Raw genomic sequence first — 18833 nt, forward strand, 5'->3', positions numbered from 1 at the left:
AAGATGGTAGGAGGTGTCTTTTATATTGCTAATAAACGAATTTTTACTAAAATTACACTTGTGTCCTGGAATTGGTATGAAAACTGAATATAAAATGTATCAAGCTATGATTATGGGACCGTTTAAAGGGGACATCGGCGACTTATGTTTGAAGACCAAGCTGTCCGAACTGCAAACAAATAAAATAATAAGTAACTGGTATACGAGTGAACTAGACCAGCAAGTTGAAAGAAATCAAAAATTTTGCCAAATGATAACGATTTTTGATAAAGATTATCCTGTGCAACTTCGTGAAAGTTATTGTCCGCCATTAGTAATGTTTTTTGAGGGTGATAGATCGTTACTACAGACTAAAATGCTGGGAGTGGTTGGTGCACGAAAAAACACGTCATATGGACGACAATGTACAAATAATATTATTCCAGCAGCGGTTGAACAAAAAATTACTGTGGTTAGTGGACTTGCGGCGGGGATAGATGGACTTAGTCATCAAGCAGCAATTGAGGCTGGTGGTCGAACAATTGGCATTATTGGCACGGGTCTAGATCTTAACTATCCATCCGTAAATGACGAATTAAGATTTGACATGAGCCGCAATCAATTAGTACTGACTGAATATCCTTTAGGTAGCCGTCCGTTTCGATCGCATTTTCCCGAACGTAACAGAATTATTGCTGGCTTGTGTGAGACGCTCTTAGTTGTAGAGGCTAAAGAGAAGAGTGGTAGTTTAATCACGGCTAGCCTGTCCTTACAGGAAAATCTGAATGTTTGTGCTATTCCAGGAAGAATTGATGCACCGATGTCGGCTGGATGCAATCAACTGATTTTAGCGGGTGCCAAACCGGTTCTTTGTACAGAGGATTTAGTAGAAGAGTTTAGAAACTAGTTCTTTCGATTTGACATCGCTTTTTTTTTGAAATAAGATGGTTTAGATATTTACGGCAGAGAATTATTAATATAAATCAAGCAATCTAAGGAGTTAATGATGGTAGAAAAAGCCACAAGTAAAGCCCGTAAAACAAAATCGCGAGCAAAACCAAAAAAGAAATTAGTGATTGTCGAATCACCATCAAAAGCAAAAACAATCGAAAAATACCTAGGTCGCACGTACAAAGTGGTTGCTAGTATTGGTCATATTAGAGATTTACCGAAGAGCCGTATGGGTGTGGATATTGAAAATGACTACCAACCGGATTACATTTCTATTCGTGGCAAGGGAGATGTTATTAAGGAACTACGTAAGGATGCCAAGGCAGCTAAAGAAATCTATTTGGCTTCTGATCCCGATCGTGAAGGAGAAGCAATTGCTTGGCATGTTTCGAACATCTTAAAACTCGATGAAAATGGCAAGAATCGAGTAACTTTTAATGAAATTACGAAAGATGCTGTTAAAGAAGCATTCAAAGAACCACGCTCAATTGACATGGACCTCGTTGATGCTCAGCAGGCTCGCCGTGTGCTTGATAGACTGGTGGGTTATTCCATTAGTCCAATCTTGTGGAAAAAAGTTAAGAAGGGCCTGAGTGCGGGTCGTGTGCAGTCTGTTGCATTGAACTTGATTATTAAGCGAGAAAATGAGATCAAGGCGTTTGAACCCCAAGAATATTGGACAATTGAGTCTGAATTCAAAAAAGGCCGTGAAAAATTTGCTGCATCATTCTACGGTGTTAATGGAAAGAAACAAGACCTTGCAGATAATGACGCTGTTCAAAAAATATTGGGCCAATTAGATCGTAAGGGCGATTTTGATATTACTAAGGTGGTTAAAAAAGAGCGAAAGCGATCGGCCCAACCACCATTTACAACATCAACAATGCAACAGGATGCTAACCGGAAATTGAATTTTAGAACTCGTAAAACAATGATGGCAGCTCAGCAATTGTACGAAGGAATTAATATCGGTAAAGGTGGATCTGTTGGTCTTATTACTTATATGCGTACTGATTCTACCCGTATCTCCTCCATTGCTAAGCATGAAGCATCCCAGTTTATTCATGAAAAGTATGGTGCTGAATATGCTGCTACTAAACCTGTTAAGGGTAAATTGCCAGAGGGAGCTCAGGATGCGCATGAGGCGATTCGCCCAACATCAGTTTTCAGAACTCCAGCAGAAATGAAACAATTTTTATCTAACGACCAATATAAGCTATATAACTTAGTTTGGAGTCGCTTTGTTTCAAGTCAAATGACACCACAAGTTGTTGACACCATGGCGGTAACGATAACTCAGAAATCTGTTGATTTTAGAGCTAACGGTTCTAAGGTTAAGTTTCCTGGATTTACTAAGATTTACAATTCGGGTAAGGAAAAAGATAATATTTTACCAGACTTACAGGAAGGTGACACTGTTAAGTTGTCTAAGACTGATCCAAGTCAACACTTTACACAGCCACCGGCAAGGTATTCTGAAGCCAACTTAATCAAGGCGCTAGAAGAAAACGGTGTTGGTCGTCCATCAACATATGCACCAACGTTGGATACTATTCAACGAAGATACTACGTTAAACTGGAATCAAGACGTTTTGAACCAACCGAACTTGGTGAAATTGTTAATACAATTATTGAAGACCAATTTCCAGATATTGTGAACGTTAAATTCACGGCAAAGGTCGAAGACGAACTCGACGAAATTGAAACTGGTAAACAAAACTGGGTTAAGGTTGTTGATGAATTTTATAAACCATTTTCTGACGAGGTTGATAAGGCCGAAAAAGACGTTGAAAAAATTGAAATGAAAGATGAACTGGCCGGTATTGATTGTGATATCTGTGGAGCTCCTATGGTTGTTAAAATGGGACGCTATGGCAAGTTCTATGCTTGTTCACGTTTTCCAGATTGTCGAAATACTAAGGCAATCGTTAAGGACACCGGGATAGTTTGTCCTAAATGTCACGAAGGCACAGTTGTTGAGCGCAAGTCAAAGAAAAATCGTGTCTTTTATGGTTGTTCACGTTTCCCAGATTGTGATTTTGTTTCGTGGGATAAACCAATTGGCCGTGACTGTCCAAAAGATGGCCATTTCTTGGTCGAAAAGAAGGTCAAAGGCGGCAAGCAGATTGTCTGTCCAAATGGTGATTACGAAGAAGCCGTACAAAAATAATTGTTTAATTAATTGAATTACCCCTCATATTCTGTTATTTTACAGATTGTGGGGGCTTTTTTATGAGTGAAAATATTGAGGACTTATTTTTAAAATATTTAACTGTTGAACGTCAATATTCAGCAGAAACAGTGACAGCCTATCATGAAGACATTGATCATTTTAAAAAATTTCTAATTGAAAATGGCGGTCTTAAGAATTGGCAAGATGTTGATAAATTAGACGCAAGGGTTTATTTGTCTAATTTAAACGAACATAAATATCAACGAACGACAATTGCCAGAAAAATATCAAGCTTACGATCCTTTTTTAATTTTTTAAGTAAAAACGAAATAGTGACTAGTAATCCTTTTTCTAACATCACGTTGAAACATCACCAAGAACGGTTGCCACGTTTTTTCTATGAAAAGGAAATGAATGCGCTATTTGCGGCTGCCAAAGGTGATGGTAAACCATTAGATAAGCGTAATTCTGCCATACTTGAAGTACTGTACGCTACAGGTATGAGGGTCAGCGAATGTGTTAATTTGACGCTTTCTAATATTGATTTTGACGTATCAATGATTCTAATTCGTGGAAAAGGCGATAAGGAACGTTATGTGCCATTCGGTAGTTACGCAAAAAATGCTCTGCAAGACTATATAAAAGACTGTAGAGCCCCGGTTATGAAGAAGTATGATCAAGACCATGATTTTGTATTTATTAACCACTATGGTAAACAGATTACGACAACTGGAGTCGAATACGTATTAAATCAAATTATTAAAAAAAGTAGTTTAACGGTTAAAATTCATCCCCATATGATAAGGCATACCTTTGCGACCCACTTATTAAATAATGGTGCGGATTTGCTTACTGTTCAAGAACTGCTTGGACATTCCAGCTTGTCGACAACTCAAATATATACACATGTGACTAAAGAGCATTTGCAGCAAGATTATCAAAAATTTTTTCCGCGAGCCAAAAAGGAGCAAAATAATCATGATCAGGATTAGTAATCATTACATCAGCGCTGAATTCAGCACGATTGGGGCACAGTTAACCCGTTTATCTGATGGCACTCACGAATACTTGTGGTCTGGCAATCCGGCTTTTTGGCGTTTTCAGGCGCCGATCCTCTTTCCGATTGTTGGCCGGTTGAAGAATGATCAATATACGTTCAACGGTAATACGTATAAAATGCATCAACACGGTTTTGCCCGTGAAAGCGAATTTAAGCTCATCAAACTTGATGAGCAACAAGTTACCTTCGGTTTAACTGATAATGCCCAGACAACTCAAAATTACCCGTTTAAATTTAAGTTAACGGTGACCTATACCCTAAATAAGGAAACAATTATGGTGAATTATCAAGTCATGAATCCTGGTTCGGACGAATTATTGTTTTCGATTGGGGCTCACCCGGCATTTAATATGTCTCTTGATAGTAGGAGTGATTTTGATCGGGTAAAGCTGCAAGTTAGTCCAGCAGCAAAATTTGAAAGAATTAAACTGGTTGGACCGTATAGTGACATTAAACATCCAGAACAAATCGATCTAACTAATCCTTTAACGATAAAACGTTCGCTGTTTGACAACGATGCAATTATTTTAAATCTACACAGTCAACCGGTTAAAATGGGATTGATTAACTCTAGTGAGCATGGTGTGGAGATTAAGCTAACTAACTCACCATATGTTGGAGTGTGGTCACCATTTCCGAAGAATGCGCCATTTATTTGTATCGAGCCGTGGTGGGGGATTGCTGATAACGTGGATTCTACCGGTAATTTTTCTCAAAAGATGGGTATCAATCGGCTATCCAGTCATGAGCAGTTTGATGCTGGTTACTCGATTAAGTTAATATAAACTAAAAAGGGATTGCGTGGCTTGACGTCACACAATCCTTCTGTTAATTATTTTTTCGATTTTTGATGTAATTTCCCAGTCCAAACGGCACCATTGATTCTGTCCCATTAAATATACGGCTAATATTACTCCGGTGTCGCCAGATAACGACGATTGATAAAACACCCGCAATGGCAGCAAGAATCCAGTCATGAATAAGCAGGGCCACGATTGTGGTTAGTGAAATACCAATAATGCTGGCAACACTTGCCATGCTAGATAATAATAACGTACCAACGAAAAAGCAACTGGCCATTAAAAACAGTATCGGGCTGTATGCCAGCAATATACCGGCACTCGTGGCGACCGCCTTACCACCATGAAAATGATCAAAGATGGAGCATGTATGACCCAGTACTGCAAACAATCCAATGATTAGTGGATTGATACCATTAACATGAAACAGGTAAGGTTGACTGGCGGCTAGAGTACCCTTTAGGATGTCCATAAATAAAACCGTTGTCCCTGCTGTTTTACCTAACACACGGTACGTGTTGGTTGTACCAATGTTACCGCTGCCTAGCTGTCGAATATCCTTATGAAAGAATATTTTACTGATCCAAACTCCCGATGGAATTGAACCAAGCAGGTAGGCGATGATGATCATAATTGCTATTTTCATTGTCGACTCCTTGAAATTTAATCTTAATCATCATATCATGATTAGTTAAAAATTCAAACTTTTGTTGATTTTAAAGGGGTTGCAACTTCTCATTTTTTAGGTATGATTGTCTAGTGTTTAGTTAAATATAGATGGCAGAAATCGTTGCTGTTATCAATTTAATAGCCATTTATTAAAATTACGTATATAATATATGGTTGATTGTTCTATGTAATTAGTTGGAAAAATCCAACCAAACAAAGTTTAATTTGAAGTAAGGGGTTTTTTGAGTGGCGAAACAGAAGTCAAATTATGATGATTCATCGATCCAGGTACTTGAGGGACTAGAAGCCGTTCGAAAGCGTCCTGGAATGTATATTGGTTCAACAGATACGCGTGGATTACATCATCTAGTATACGAAATTGTAGATAATGCGGTTGATGAAGCTTTATCAGGATTTGGTAAGGAGATCAACGTTACTATTGAGGCCGATAATTCGATTACCGTGCAAGACCACGGTCGTGGAATGCCAGTCGGAATGCATGCCTCAGGTATACCTACTGCGGAAGTCATCATGACAGTATTGCATGCGGGGGGTAAGTTTGGTCAGGAAGATGGATATAAAACATCTGGTGGACTGCACGGTGTTGGTGCGTCAGTAGTTAATGCACTGTCGGAACGACTAACATTAACGATTGTTCGTGATGGAGTTAAATATCAAGAAAAGTTTAAAGATGGTGGTCACCCAGTGGGAACACTGGAAAAAGTTGGCAAAACTCGTGAACCTAACGGGACCTGTGTCTGCTTTAAACCAGATCCATCAATCTTTACAACGGTTGTTTACAATTACTCAACGTTAGCGGAGCGACTACGCGAATCAGCATTTTTGCTGAAGGGTGTAAAAATCACGCTCAGCGATCGTCGTGTGGATCAAGAACAAGAAGAAGTCTTTCAGTATGAAGAAGGAATCAAGGAATTTGTTTCTTATCTAAATGAAGATAAGGATGTTCTTGGCGATATTTTGTATTTTGATGGTTCAAAAGATGCTGTCGAAGTTGAGGTTGCTGCGCAATACAACGATGGTTATTCAGAGAATTTGCTTTCTTTTGTTAATAACGTTAGAACACCTGATGGCGGTACTCATGAAGCCGGCATGCGCAATGCATGGACAAAAACATTCAATGACTATGCGCATAAAGTGGGCCTATTAAAGGACAAGGATCGTAATCTGGAAGGTAGTGATGTTCGTGAAGGACTATCTGCGGTGATTTCAGTTAGAATTCCTGAAAAAATTCTTCAGTTTGAAGGCCAAACAAAGGAAAAGTTGGGGACACCTGAGGCTCGAAAAATTGTTGATGCAATCGTGAGTGAACAACTGGGCTACTCTCTAATGGAAAATGGCGAATTTGCACAAATGTTAATTCGCAAGTCCCAGAGAGCTAGAGATGCTCGTGAAGCTGCTAGAAAAGCTCGCGATCAATCACGTAGTGGTAAAAAGAGAAGCAAACAAGAGAGACTCTTGTCAGGTAAACTAACTCCTGCCCAATCAAAAAACGCTAAGAAAAATGAATTATTCTTGGTTGAGGGTGATTCCGCTGGAGGTTCAGCAAAGCAAGGCCGTGATCGCCGATTCCAAGCCATTTTACCTTTACGTGGTAAGGTGTTAAACACTGAAAGAGCCAAGTTAGATGATGTGCTAAAAAACGAAGAGTTAAACACCATGATTTACACGATTGGTGCTGGTGCTGGTTCAGAGTTTAACGTTGAGGATTCTAATTATGATAAAGTCATTATCATGACTGATGCTGACGATGACGGCGCTCATATTCAGATACTGTTATTAACATTTTTCTATAAGTATATGAGGCCAATGATTGATGCGGGCAAGGTGTACATCGCACTGCCTCCTCTTTATCGACTCCAAAAAGGTAAAGGCGATAAGACGAAGATTGTATACGCTTGGACTAACGAAGAGCTAGAGAGAGTTGAAAAAACATTTGGTAAGGCCAGTCTTCAGAGATACAAGGGTCTTGGTGAAATGAATGCGGATCAATTATGGGAGACCACAATGGATCCTGATACAAGGACGTTAATCCGAATTAGGATTGAAGACGCAGCATTAGCAGAACGTCGAGTGACAACACTGATGGGTGACAAGGTTGAACCTCGTCGAAAATGGATTGAGAAAAATGTCCAGTTTACGATGGAAGAAGATGACAGTATTTTAGATAAACAGGACGCTGCCAATAAACTTGATGATGAAGATAGTGCTAAGCAAGATTCCAAGCAAAAAAAGGAACCGGTTATTAAAACTTGGACAGATGATCAAGATCAAATGGATCTATTTAATTAAGAAGCGGGAGAGCGATAGCGTTGGCGAATGAATCAAAAATTCAAGAATTAACACTAGAAGACGTAATGGGCGATCGATTTGGACGCTATTCTAAATCGATTATCCAGGAGCGTGCACTTCCTGACGTTCGTGATGGATTGAAGCCGGTACAGCGCCGGATTTTATTTGCCATGAATAAGGATGGAAATACTTATGATAAAGGCTTTCGTAAGTCAGCTAAATCAGTTGGTAATGTCATGGGTAATTTTCATCCCCATGGTGATAGTTCAATTTACGAAGCACTTGTGAGAATGAGTCAGGACTGGAAATTAAGAGCACCATTGGTCGAAATGCACGGTAATAATGGATCAATGGATGGTGATCCGCCTGCAGCTATGCGATACACGGAGGCTCGGCTAAGTAAGATTGCTGGGTTAATGCTTCAAGATATTGATAAAAAAACCGTAGAAATGGTGCTTAACTTTGATGATACGGAATATGAACCTACCGTCCTACCAGCTAAAATTCCCAACCTGCTTGTGAATGGGGCAACCGGTATATCGGCAGGTTATGCGACTGACATTCCGCCACATAATTTATCCGAAGTGATCGATGGATTAACGTACTTGATTGATCATCGTGATGCAACGCTTGAAAAACTGATGGAATTTGTTCCTGCGCCAGATTTTCCAACCGGCGGAATTATTCAAGGTGCTGCCGGAATCAAGAAGGCTTATGAAACTGGTCGTGGCAGAATTGTTGTGCGAGCAAAAACATCGATTGAGACCCTTAAAGGCGGCAAATCACAGATTAATGTTTCTGAAATACCGTATGAAGTTAACAAAGCACAGCTTGTTAAACGAATTGATGAATTGCGAATTATGAAGAAGGTTGAAGGCATCGCGGAAGTTCGTGATGAAACCGATCGGAATGGTCTCTCAATTGCAATTGAATTGAAGCGAGAAGCCAATGCACAAGGTATTTTGAATTATCTGTTTAAAAATACTGATTTACAAATTAACTATAATTTCAACATGGTAGCAATAGATCATAAACGACCGGAACGAATCGGGTTAAAGCGGTTCATGGAAGCGTATCTGGACTTTCAAAAGGAAATTGTTACAAAAAGAACACAGTTCGATCTTCAAAAAGCACAAGATCGTTTGCACATCGTTGCTGGGCTCATTAAGGCCTTGTCAATTCTTGACCAAGTAATTGCAACAATTCGAGCCAGCAAAAATCGCAAGGATGCAAAGCAAAATTTAGTTGATCAATATGAGTTTTCGCCGGAACAAGCTGAAGCAATTGTAACTTTGCAACTGTATCGTTTGACGAACACAGATGTTACGGAACTTGAGAGCGAACAGGCAAAGCTTGAAAAAGATATTGCTCGTTTTAAAGGAATTTTAGGCAGTGACCGCAAACTTGCCAATGTAATAAAAAAAGAAATGTTACAAGTGAAAAAGGAGTTCGGCGATCCTCGCAGAACGACGGTTGAAGATGAAGTGCAAGAATTAAAAATTGATACTGAAGTACTGGTTCCTGATGAAGATGTTGTCGTCTTAGTTTCTCACGATGGTTACATCAAACGTAGTAGTACTCGCTCTTACAGTGCATCTGATACTGATGATAATGGGTTGAAAGAGGATGACTATCCAATTTTCTTGGATAAGTCTAATACTCTGGCACACCTTTTCTTGTTTACTAACAAGGGCCATTTAATTTATCGGCCAGTGTATGAGTTGACTGATTCACGCTGGAAAGATACCGGAGAACATATTTCACAAACAATTGGATTAGACTCTGACGAACAAATTATTAAGGCGATGTCGTTCGATAACTTAAAGTCGGCTGGAACATTTTTAATGGCGACAAATGACGGTTACATTAAGCAGACAGCTTTCAAAGATTATTTGCCAGGTAGAAATTATAAGAAACATCCGAGTGTTTATATTAAGTTAAAGACTGACGAATCATTTGTAACAAATATTATGTATTATGAACCGCAGAGTAAGGATGAAACGGTTCTACTAATGAGTCATAATGGTCTAGCGCTTAGGTTTGATCTTGCTGAGGTGCCCGTTAACGGTGCCAGAACTGCTGGAGTTAAATCAATGGATCTACGGGGCAATGATCAAGTTGTGGACTTAATGCTATGCACAAGTGATGATAATATTGCTTTAATTACTACTCGCGGTGCGTACAAAGAGATGAAAGCTGAGGAAGTACCAGTAACATCACGTGCTCGCAAGGGAGTTCTGATTCTTCGAGAATTGAAATCAAATCCACATCGTGTGAGTGACTTTATTACGTACCCATCGTCATTTGAAGGGGCCTTAGAAATTATTACAGACAGGCCGATTGTGCAGGATATCTTAACGACTGATCATCCACTAGGGTCGCGGTACTCTAATGGTTCATTTGTGATTGATACTGAAACAGTAGGTAACCCTGTTATGCTTCGCCAAAAGCTACTTCAGTTAGTTGTCTGATGTTCCTTTAGAAATTTTTAATGATTAAATCAAATAAATTATACAATTTCATCAATTTTGCTTTGGTTATATGTAGTAAACTGATTAAGTTGATTAATTTTCGCTTATCAGAATGTGCTGATTCTTTGTAAATTAATCTTGCATCATTTATAATACGTCTATGATAAAACAATTATAGATAATATAAGAACTTGAAAGGACAGTAAACTGCATGAAAACAAAACAAGAAAGTATTTTCTCATCCAAAACATTGACCTACTTCCTTCAATTAACGGAGACGATGAACTACACGCAGGCTGCTCAGATCCTCGGTATCACCCAGCCAGCGTTGACTCAACAAATTAAAAAATTAGAGAGAGTCGTCGGTGCACCACTGTTTTATTCTGTTGGTAAAAAGCTAAAGTTGTCCGATGCAGGCTATACAATGCTTAAGACTACTCATAATATTTATGACTTGTTGAATGAAGCAACCGATGAAATTCAACAAGCAACAAGTGCCAATCATGGTGAAATTCACTTGGGTATTTTGGCATCAATTGAAACTCAAGTGCTTGAAGCGTTCGCAATTGAATATTATAAGAAAAATCCTGAAATTCATTTAACGTTCCATATGTTGACTAGAAAAGAAATTTGGGATGGACTTGAAAACAATCAAATTGATTTAGCTATCATGTACTTACCAGATGACAGTATTAAGAATTGGAAGCCTTATGATTCTAAAAAGATTATGAGTGAAGACTTACTGTTTATCCATAATGATGAAGAACTTCGCGGTAAGAATAAGATCAAACTTAAGAAGACTTTGGATCATCCATGGGTTATGTATCCAGTTGATTATTACCTAGATCAGATGGTTAAGGAAGCTTATAAGAACCAATTAGTGGATCAACCAGATATCGTTGCACGATTTACACAACCTGGTCAGATTTATCGATTTATGAAAAATACAGATTCATATACTGCATTACCAAAAAGTTATGTCCGTTCACGTTTCGATCGTGATACAATTATGACAGCTACTTTTGAACCCCAAATCAAGTTTAATTTGTCATTTGTATATAGAACTGCCAAAGATCAAATTCCGCGGATTGCTCAGTTCTTAGACCAATTTGACAAATTCCTAGAGGAACGGGACTATTTCGAACGCCTTGATGATATCGTTGAGAGTCAGCAGAAATTACAAAAGTAAGGTTACGATAATTTTGTAGGAGGGGACTTTCCCAATGAGTAAAGAATTAATTTTTGGTCACCAGAATCCAGATACGGATGCGATTGTTGCAGCAAAGGCATTTTCATATCTGCAAAATAAATTAGGTTATGATACTGAGGCAGTTGCACTTGGAGAACCTAACGCCGAAACAGAATATGTATTAGCACATTTTGATGAACCAGCACCACGTGTTATTAAAACGGCAGGTAACGAAGTTGAATCTGTTATGCTAGTAGACCACAACGAACCACAGCAAAGTGTTAGTGATTTAAGTGATTTGACAGTGACACACGTTATTGATCATCATCGAATTGCTAATTTTAATACTGCACAACCTCTGTGGTATACTGCGCGTCCTGTTGGTTGTACGAGCACAATCATTACACAGCTTTTCGACCAAAATAACATTGAGATTCCAGCTAAACTAGCCGGATTGATGTTATCTGCGATTATTTCTGATACTTTACTCTTGAAGTCACCAACTACGACACCGGAAGATGAGACCGTTGTTAAAGAACTTGCTAAAATCGCCGGGGTTGACTACGAATCGTATGGCTTAGATATGTTAAAAGCAGGTACTGATTTAGATAGTAAATCTGACCTGGAACTTGTTGATGGCGATGCTAAGTCATTTGAATTGGGTGGCAAGCAGGTTCGTGTTGGCCAAGTTAACACTGTTGACCTAGCTGATGTTTTTTCACGTCAGTCTGGTTTAGAAGACGTGATGAAGTCTGAAAGTGAAGCTAAGGGCTATGACATCTTTTTACTGTTAGCTACTAACATTTTGGATAGCAATTCGGAATTGTTGGTTGTTGGCGAACCAAAGGATAAGGTTGAGCAAGCCTTTGGCAAGAAATTGAATGATGATAACAGAATGCTTCTTCCTGGTGTTGTTTCACGTAAGAAGCAAGTTGTTCCTCCATTAACGGATGCTTTTGAAGGATAATATTTAATGAAATTGAATTTAACAGTTTGGTTGAAAAACCAGGCTGTTATTTTAATAATTTTAGAAAGAAAGTGAATAAAATGGCAACTGATACAGCAATTTTTGCCGGTGGCTGCTTTTGGTGCATGGTAAAGCCTTTTGACACTCAGCCTGGGATAGTTAGTGTTAGGTCTGGGTATACCGGAGGACATACTGTTAATCCGACTTACGAAGAGGTTAGTAGCCATACAACTGGCCATACGGAAGCAGTAAAAATTACATTTGATCCAGAAACTATTAGCTATGCTGATTTAGTAGAGATTTATTGGCATCAAACAGACCCCACAGATGCAATGGGGCAGTTTCAGGACCGTGGTGATAACTATCGGCCGGTTATATTTGTAAATAGTGATCAGCAAAGACAAATTGCCGAAAAATCTAGACAAAAATTAACTGATAGTGGCATGTTTGACGAACCGATTGTTACGAAAATTGAAGATGTCAAACCGTTTTATGAAGCTGAAGAATATCATCAAGATTTTTATCGAAAAGATCCTGAGAGAGATGCAATGGAAGAAAATGGCGGTCGTCGTCAATTTATTGAGAAACATTGGCAATAAACTTAGTTATTAAATTTATAGCAAGTTAAATTATAAAATGGGAAGCTGTAAACACGGCTTCCCATTTTTTATAGAGTAGTGGGAGAGGGGGATAACGTTCACCCGTTCCCTGTCGTTCATATAATTATGAGGTTGTATCATATTTCATCGTAATGCATCCAAGGTAAAACTGGCTACTATTTATCTAGCTAATGTGTCATTAGCTGGCTAACCACGATTTAGGCAACGGATAAATCTATATTCGATGCGGTTAAGTAGCGTCAGTGTAATTCTAGTGATCAATTTTCATCAGCAATTCTATCTACAACTCAATTAGGTCATAATTTTTTTATCAATTACAGATTGTTGCTTAACATTAATGTAATTGGTGGTTATTAATGATTAAATCATATGTAGAAAATTCAGAAATTGATTTAATTATTTACTGCAAGATACTAATAACAGTTGATGACATTTTTATAGGTACTAAATAATGAATTTGGACAACTGATGAAGCTTATATTTCACAAAAAGGGCTTGCATTATGTTGTCATTAATATTATAGTTTTATTGAATACTAAGCATAAAATTAACGGGGGAAGTGTTTTTTTGCAAAAACATGAGAATCAGCGCTACAACCATTTAATTGAGCAAGAAATAAAAAAATTACCTTACTACGTTCGCGAATATCAAATTTCATCTCGAAGATCTATCGTTACCTTGTATCAATATTTAACTGAGTATCGTAGGTTCTTTGACTGGCTGAGACACAATGATTTTAGTCAGGCAACCAATAATACTGAAATTGAATTAAGTGTACTTGAAAAATTGCGTCAAAATGACATTATGTTATATCTAGACTTTATGCGTAATCAAAACCCTAATAAACCTTTGTCAAATGGTACCATGAATCGCACCATTAACGCTCTTAAATCGCTCTATAAGTACTTGACTGTTACCTCTGATAATAATAATGGCGAACCTTATTTTTACCGCAATGTAATGAACAAAATTGAAACTTACAACACTTCCGAAACATTGAATTATCGAGCTCATAAAATGCAAAGCCAATTGCTACCCGGCCAAAAACAACATGATTTTCTCGATTTTATTGATTCAGAATACTTAAATACTATTGATCCACGTGCTAAAACTCAATTTAAAAATAATAAACCGCGTGACTTGGCCATCATTGCCCTAATTTTAGCAACCGGTGTTCGTGTGTCCGAGTGTGCTGATGTTGATTTAGCGGACTTGAACCTTTCTGAACAGATCTTAAATGTTGTTCGTAAAGGTGGCGCTCAGGATACGGTACCAATTGCGGATTTTGCTGTTAAGTACCTAACTGATTACCTAGCTACAAGAAGCAATACCTATCAGCCAGATAAGATGCAACATGCGTTATTTTTAACCATCTATCATGGTGCCACCAAACGTATCAGCGTTAACGCAATTGAAAAAATGGTGAAGAAATATTCGACTGCTTTCGGCAGACCGTTACATCCACACTCATTGCGACATAATTTGGCTTCTAGTATTTATCAAAAAAGTGGCGGTGATATCGAATTGGTCAGTCAGCAATTGGGACAGAAAGGCACTAGTGCTACGTCTCTTTATACACATTTAAGTTTGGAAGAACAACGAAAGGCGTTAAAAGATCTGTAGTCTAATTATGTTAGTTGTCAGTAATATTGGAAAAAGATAAATGCCCTGGTTGGTGTGGTGTCTTAAAATAATGTGATATAGTTGTGTGGTAAGAGTTTCATTAATTTTAGTTCTTGGAGGTTGATATAAAATGACTATTAACGTTCCACAAATTACTTTAAGTGATGGTAATAAAATTCCGCAGATTGGCTTTGGAACTTACTTGTTAAACGGATTTAGCGGTGTTAATGCAATGACTAGTGCACTGGACAATGGTTATCGCTTTTTAGATTCTGCCTTTAATTATGATAACGAAGGTGCTGTTGGCGAGGCTGTTCGACGTAGCTCTGTTCCCCGTGATGAAATCACTGTGTTGTCTAAGCTTCCTGGACGCTTTCATGCCTACAATGATGCAATTCATGCTATCCAGGAGTCCGTTTTAAGGACAGGATTAGATTATATTGACTTATACTTGATTCACTGGCCAAATCCTAATCAGGGTTTATATGTCGAGGCTTGGCAGACATTAATCGATGCACAAAGGTTTGGACTAATTAAGTCAATCGGTGTATCTAACTTCTTACCTGAACATATTGAGAAGCTACGTGAAGAAACTGGAGTTTTGCCGGTTGCAAATGAAATTGAGGTCCAACCTTATTTCAACAATCAGGCTCAGCGTGAATATAATGCTCAGCAAAACATTGCTACCATTGATTGGAGTCCAATTGGCCGAGCAAACCAAATGCTAAAAAATGAGACGATTGGTAAAATTGCTGTGGCTCATAGTCGAAGCATTGCTCAAGTAATTCTTCGTTGGGAAGTTCAATTAGGAACGGTAACGATTCCCAAGGCGACCAATCCTGCAAGACAACTTGAAAACCTAAACGTTTTCGATTTCGAGCTGACAGATGACGAAATCAAGATTATTAATTCTTTAACCAGGCCAGATGGCAGAACATCAAATCAAGATCCAGCTACGCACGAAGAATTTTAAATGTTGAAGACACCATTAAGCATGATCATAAATCATGCTTTTTTAGTTGAAAAGATAATATTTTTACTACTTTGTATAATATATATTATGTAAACTAGAATACGAAATTAAGTTTTTGTGTTTTCTTATCTAACTTATCTAATTTTTTTGCTTTTAAATTTTTTAAACAAGGAATGATGTTCAGTGCCTCTTGAAGACTTACCCACAAGTAATACTGCGTTAAAAAAGATTGGTGCGCAGATTGAATTATCTGAAGAACAAACACAATTGGTTAATCAGATAATGAGTTTTATTTATCACAGTTACAAGATCCAAAAAACCGGAGTATTTACCGTTTTTGGTGATGCTGGCACTGGTAAAAGTGTTGTTTTGTCTAACCTTTTCCTTAAAATTCAAACTGCTGCGAGACAAAATGCGGATAGTATTTTATTCGGGACAAGTAATTATTTTTTAGTCAATCACCCAGAAGTTCTGAAGGTATATAAATCTATTGCTGGATCAGATCAAACGTTATTAAAGAAAGACTATCAGCGACCAACTTCATTTATAAATAAACTTGATAGATTACATCAGAATGCAGATGTGGTTGTTATCGATGAAGCACATTTATTATTGTCGAAACCAGATCATTACAATAATTTTTACTTTGACAATCAACTTGATGAAATCATTAAAAGAGCTCGTGTTGTTGTTTTAGTGTTTGATGAAACACAGGTACTAAGAATGAAGAGCTTTTGGACTACTGAACGTTTAAAGGCACTGGTCTCCCCTTACCTGCATGATAGCTATTATCTAACCCACCAGTTTAGAATGGCTGCATCAGATGCACTAATACAGTGGTTTAATGATTTTACTAAGAAAAAAACCATTGATCCACTTAAAAGATCAATGGTTAGAAAATATGATTTTAGAGTTTATGATGACGCAGAAAAAATGCATCAAGAAATTATTAACCGAAATTCTGAAGTTGGTTTATCTAGAATATTGGCTACTTCGGGTTATCCATCAACTCTCGATGGTGGCAAGCATTATATCCGTGAAGGAAACTTTAAAATGCCGTGGGACCAATATAATTACACAAGTACCCCATGGGCTGAGTTGCCACAAACAATTGATGAAGTTGGTTCGATTTATACGTGTCAGGGATTTGACTTAAACTATTCGGGGATTATTATTGGGCCACCCTTCAGTCTGGTTTCCGGCAGTAATCAAATTCAAATCAATCTTGATAAATACACTGACATGGAAGCATTTAAGAAACGAACTGATCTTACTGATCCAGATCGGATTAAAATTGTTGAAGAAAAAATGGTTCTAAATTCTCTGAATGTACTATTTAAACGTGGGATCATGGGGACCTATATTTACGCCCATGATCCTCAACTGAGACAAAAATTGATTGAACTTTACAATAATATAAAACCCAACTGACTAGCTTGTCAGTTGGGTTCGTTTGATTATTAGAATAATAGCTATAATTATTTAATATTAATTAATCTTCTACGTTGATATCTTTCATCCAAGCGATGGCCAAAGCCTTTTCACCTAGATGGGTGCCAATAACCGGGCCAAAATAGCTGATTTCAAACGGAATATCAGGATACTTTGCAGTTAATTTATCACGCCATTTAATGGCCGCTGGCTCATCGTTTGCGTGGATAATGATTGCTCTTACAGGATAATCATCTTTAGACACGGATTCATCAAAAATTTCCTCACATCTGAGCAATGCTTTTTTCGTGGAACGAACTTTTTCAAAAGCTTCAATTGCATGAGATTGTGTGTGCATGGTCAACAGTGGTTTAATTTTTAGAAGTGAACCAATGAAAGCCGACGCATTAGATAATCTGCCTCCACGCACTAAATTTTGCAGATCATCAACGACAAATACGTTGTTGATTGTTGATCTAATTTCATCCAATTTAGATATAATTTCTTCCATTGGACGACCTTGACGAGCCAACTTTGCAGCTTCTAAAGCCAAGTAACCCATCAATTTAACGGTAACTTGTGAATCATATGGGAAAACTTTTATGTTTGATGATAACTGTTCGTTGATCTGCGTCAAACTGTTATAGAATCCCGAAATGGTACTCGACAAATGAATACTAATAACCTGATCGTATCCCTTTTCAGCCAGACCATCGTAAAGTGAAATCATTTCTCCAAGCGGTGGTTGAGATGTACTAGGAAACGAACTTGAATTTTTTAATTTATCATAAAACTCACTTGTTGTGATATCGATGCCTTCACGATAACTCTGTCCATCAATTACTACTGGAATCGGGACAACTTTGATATCATTTTCGGCGACCTCTTCATCAGTGAGATATGCGGTGCTGTCAGTCACAACAGCAATTTTCATTATAATTCCTCCACTCATTAGTGACTATTTACAGTGTAAATTTATCATAACGATATCAACCTAAAATATCTTAACCATACTAGGTTAGCATAGTTTACTATTTTAACCAACATAAATGAATAATTAACTTGTAAAATTAACTGTTTCTTATTTCTTTTACTAATTTTTCTTATGCAATATTATCGTTTAGAAACAACTCTGGCCATACTTTTGTCCAATCGATTTAACAAAATATGTAATAAATTAGTTTCTTCGTCAGTCCATCTATCAAAAACCATGTTTGATAATTGTTGGAAAGATTCATTAATATTGGTAGCAGCATTCTGCCCTAATTCGGAGACAGAATATACCAGTTGCCGTTTGTCTTTACCAGTTGGCGTTTTGATCAGCATTTCCTTTTTGACCAAGTTTTTAAGTTGACGGCTAAGTGTTGATGTATCCAATTTAGTTTCTTGTGAGAGTTTTTCTTGTGTGTCGAATCCATCTATAATATTAATTAACAATTGCCATTCGGCAATTGTTAAATTGACATGTTTGGTAATGAGGACTAATGCACTTTTATAGTTCTTTTCAATATCTCGTAGAGCAACTAAACTTTCTTTCATTTTGATCCCCTATTTCCTAAATAGTTGTTTAAAGTTAAAATAAATTCTATTTGCATTATACAATATTGAAATTGCATT

The 18833-nt window shown here is 37.6% G+C and carries 15 protein-coding genes; 12 read left to right on the forward strand and 3 right to left on the reverse strand.

The genetic code is table 11. The features are described from left to right. Window positions 1–25 precede the first annotated feature (25 nt). The 4 genes from dprA (at window position 26) to FD16_RS07915 (ending at window position 4948) form a co-directional block, all read left to right on the forward strand. Window positions 26–886 (forward strand): DNA-processing protein DprA, encoded by an 861-nt coding sequence (gene dprA / locus FD16_RS07900; RefSeq protein ID WP_010622186.1) that lies wholly within the window; start codon window positions 26–28, stop codon window positions 884–886. 99 nt (window positions 887–985) lie between these two features. Further along, complete coding sequence (gene topA / locus FD16_RS07905) at window positions 986–3100, forward strand: type I DNA topoisomerase (RefSeq protein WP_010622185.1); 2115 nt, start codon at window positions 986–988, stop codon at window positions 3098–3100. Between the two features lie 62 nt (window positions 3101–3162). Beyond that, window positions 3163–4095, forward strand: coding sequence for a tyrosine recombinase XerC (gene xerC / locus FD16_RS07910; RefSeq protein ID WP_010622184.1), 933 nt, complete (start codon window positions 3163–3165; stop codon window positions 4093–4095). Beyond that, complete coding sequence (locus FD16_RS07915) at window positions 4082–4948, forward strand: aldose 1-epimerase family protein (protein ID WP_010622183.1); 867 nt, start codon at window positions 4082–4084, stop codon at window positions 4946–4948. Before xerC ends, FD16_RS07915 begins: the two co-directional genes overlap by 14 nt. Before the next feature lie 43 nt (window positions 4949–4991). On the opposite strand, the gene plsY is transcribed toward FD16_RS07915, so the two are convergent. Next, window positions 4992–5609, reverse strand: a complete 618-nt coding sequence (gene plsY, locus FD16_RS07920) for a glycerol-3-phosphate 1-O-acyltransferase PlsY (protein WP_010622182.1) — start codon at window positions 5607–5609, stop codon at window positions 4992–4994. Window positions 5610–5878: 269 nt separating this feature from the next. On the opposite strand from plsY, the gene parE reads away from it, so the two are divergent. The 8 genes from parE to FD16_RS07960 all read left to right on the forward strand — a co-directional run bounded on the left by parE (window position 5879) and on the right by FD16_RS07960 (window position 17216). After that, complete coding sequence (gene parE, locus FD16_RS07925) at window positions 5879–7942, forward strand: DNA topoisomerase IV subunit B (RefSeq protein WP_010622181.1); 2064 nt, start codon at window positions 5879–5881, stop codon at window positions 7940–7942. Between the two features lie 20 nt (window positions 7943–7962). Further along, window positions 7963–10413: a DNA topoisomerase IV subunit A gene (gene parC, locus FD16_RS07930; RefSeq protein WP_010622180.1), complete on the forward strand. Its 2451-nt coding sequence runs from the start codon at window positions 7963–7965 to the stop codon at window positions 10411–10413. A 211-nt stretch (window positions 10414–10624) separates the two neighbouring features. Then, entirely contained in the window at window positions 10625–11602 is a 978-nt protein-coding gene (locus tag FD16_RS07935; protein WP_010622179.1) for a LysR family transcriptional regulator, read from the forward strand. A gap of 34 nt (window positions 11603–11636) precedes the next feature. Next, window positions 11637–12569 carry a manganese-dependent inorganic pyrophosphatase gene (locus FD16_RS07940; protein WP_010622178.1) on the forward strand — a complete coding sequence of 311 codons (933 nt, stop codon included), beginning with the start codon at window positions 11637–11639 and terminating at the stop codon, window positions 12567–12569. 80 nt (window positions 12570–12649) lie between these two features. Next, window positions 12650–13168, forward strand: a complete 519-nt coding sequence (gene msrA / locus FD16_RS07945) for a peptide-methionine (S)-S-oxide reductase MsrA (protein WP_010622177.1) — start codon at window positions 12650–12652, stop codon at window positions 13166–13168. Window positions 13169–13756: 588 nt separating this feature from the next. Next, window positions 13757–14812, forward strand: coding sequence for a tyrosine recombinase XerS (gene xerS, locus FD16_RS07950; RefSeq protein ID WP_010622176.1), 1056 nt, complete (start codon window positions 13757–13759; stop codon window positions 14810–14812). Window positions 14813–14942: 130 nt separating this feature from the next. After that, window positions 14943–15785 carry an aldo/keto reductase gene (locus FD16_RS07955; protein WP_010622175.1) on the forward strand — a complete coding sequence of 281 codons (843 nt, stop codon included), beginning with the start codon at window positions 14943–14945 and terminating at the stop codon, window positions 15783–15785. Between the two features lie 183 nt (window positions 15786–15968). After that, window positions 15969–17216: a DUF2075 domain-containing protein gene (locus tag FD16_RS07960; protein ID WP_010622174.1), complete on the forward strand. Its 1248-nt coding sequence runs from the start codon at window positions 15969–15971 to the stop codon at window positions 17214–17216. A gap of 61 nt (window positions 17217–17277) precedes the next feature. On the opposite strand, the gene FD16_RS07965 is transcribed toward FD16_RS07960, so the two are convergent. Together FD16_RS07965 and FD16_RS07970 are read right to left on the reverse strand one after the other, a co-directional pair. Continuing rightward, window positions 17278–18150, reverse strand: coding sequence for a DegV family protein (locus FD16_RS07965; protein ID WP_010622173.1), 873 nt, complete (start codon window positions 18148–18150; stop codon window positions 17278–17280). Window positions 18151–18329: 179 nt separating this feature from the next. Next, window positions 18330–18755 (reverse strand): MarR family winged helix-turn-helix transcriptional regulator, encoded by a 426-nt coding sequence (locus tag FD16_RS07970; protein ID WP_010622172.1) that lies wholly within the window; start codon window positions 18753–18755, stop codon window positions 18330–18332. Between the last annotated feature and the right edge of the window lie 78 nt (window positions 18756–18833).

Origin of the sequence: Paucilactobacillus suebicus DSM 5007 = KCTC 3549, assembly GCF_001434475.1 — a bacterium.
Taxonomy (GTDB): Bacteria; Bacillota; Bacilli; order Lactobacillales; family Lactobacillaceae; genus Paucilactobacillus; species Paucilactobacillus suebicus.

Bases quoted from the DNA above. Each gene is read 5' to 3' on its own strand.
- FD16_RS07955 (WP_010622175.1), top strand. From the start codon at position 14,943: ATGACTATTAACGTTCCACAAATTACTTTAAGTGATGGTAATAAAATT.
- FD16_RS07970 (WP_010622172.1), bottom strand. From the start codon at position 18,755: ATGAAAGAAAGTTTAGTTGCTCTACGAGATATTGAAAAGAACTATAAA.
- plsY (WP_010622182.1), bottom strand. From the start codon at position 5,609: ATGAAAATAGCAATTATGATCATCATCGCCTACCTGCTTGGTTCAATT.
- FD16_RS07915 (WP_010622183.1), top strand. From the start codon at position 4,082: ATGATCAGGATTAGTAATCATTACATCAGCGCTGAATTCAGCACGATT.
- topA (WP_010622185.1), top strand. From the start codon at position 986: ATGGTAGAAAAAGCCACAAGTAAAGCCCGTAAAACAAAATCGCGAGCA.
- msrA (WP_010622177.1), top strand. From the start codon at position 12,650: ATGGCAACTGATACAGCAATTTTTGCCGGTGGCTGCTTTTGGTGCATG.
- xerC (WP_010622184.1), top strand. From the start codon at position 3,163: ATGAGTGAAAATATTGAGGACTTATTTTTAAAATATTTAACTGTTGAA.
- FD16_RS07940 (WP_010622178.1), top strand. From the start codon at position 11,637: ATGAGTAAAGAATTAATTTTTGGTCACCAGAATCCAGATACGGATGCG.
- FD16_RS07935 (WP_010622179.1), top strand. From the start codon at position 10,625: ATGAAAACAAAACAAGAAAGTATTTTCTCATCCAAAACATTGACCTAC.
- FD16_RS07965 (WP_010622173.1), bottom strand. From the start codon at position 18,150: ATGAAAATTGCTGTTGTGACTGACAGCACCGCATATCTCACTGATGAA.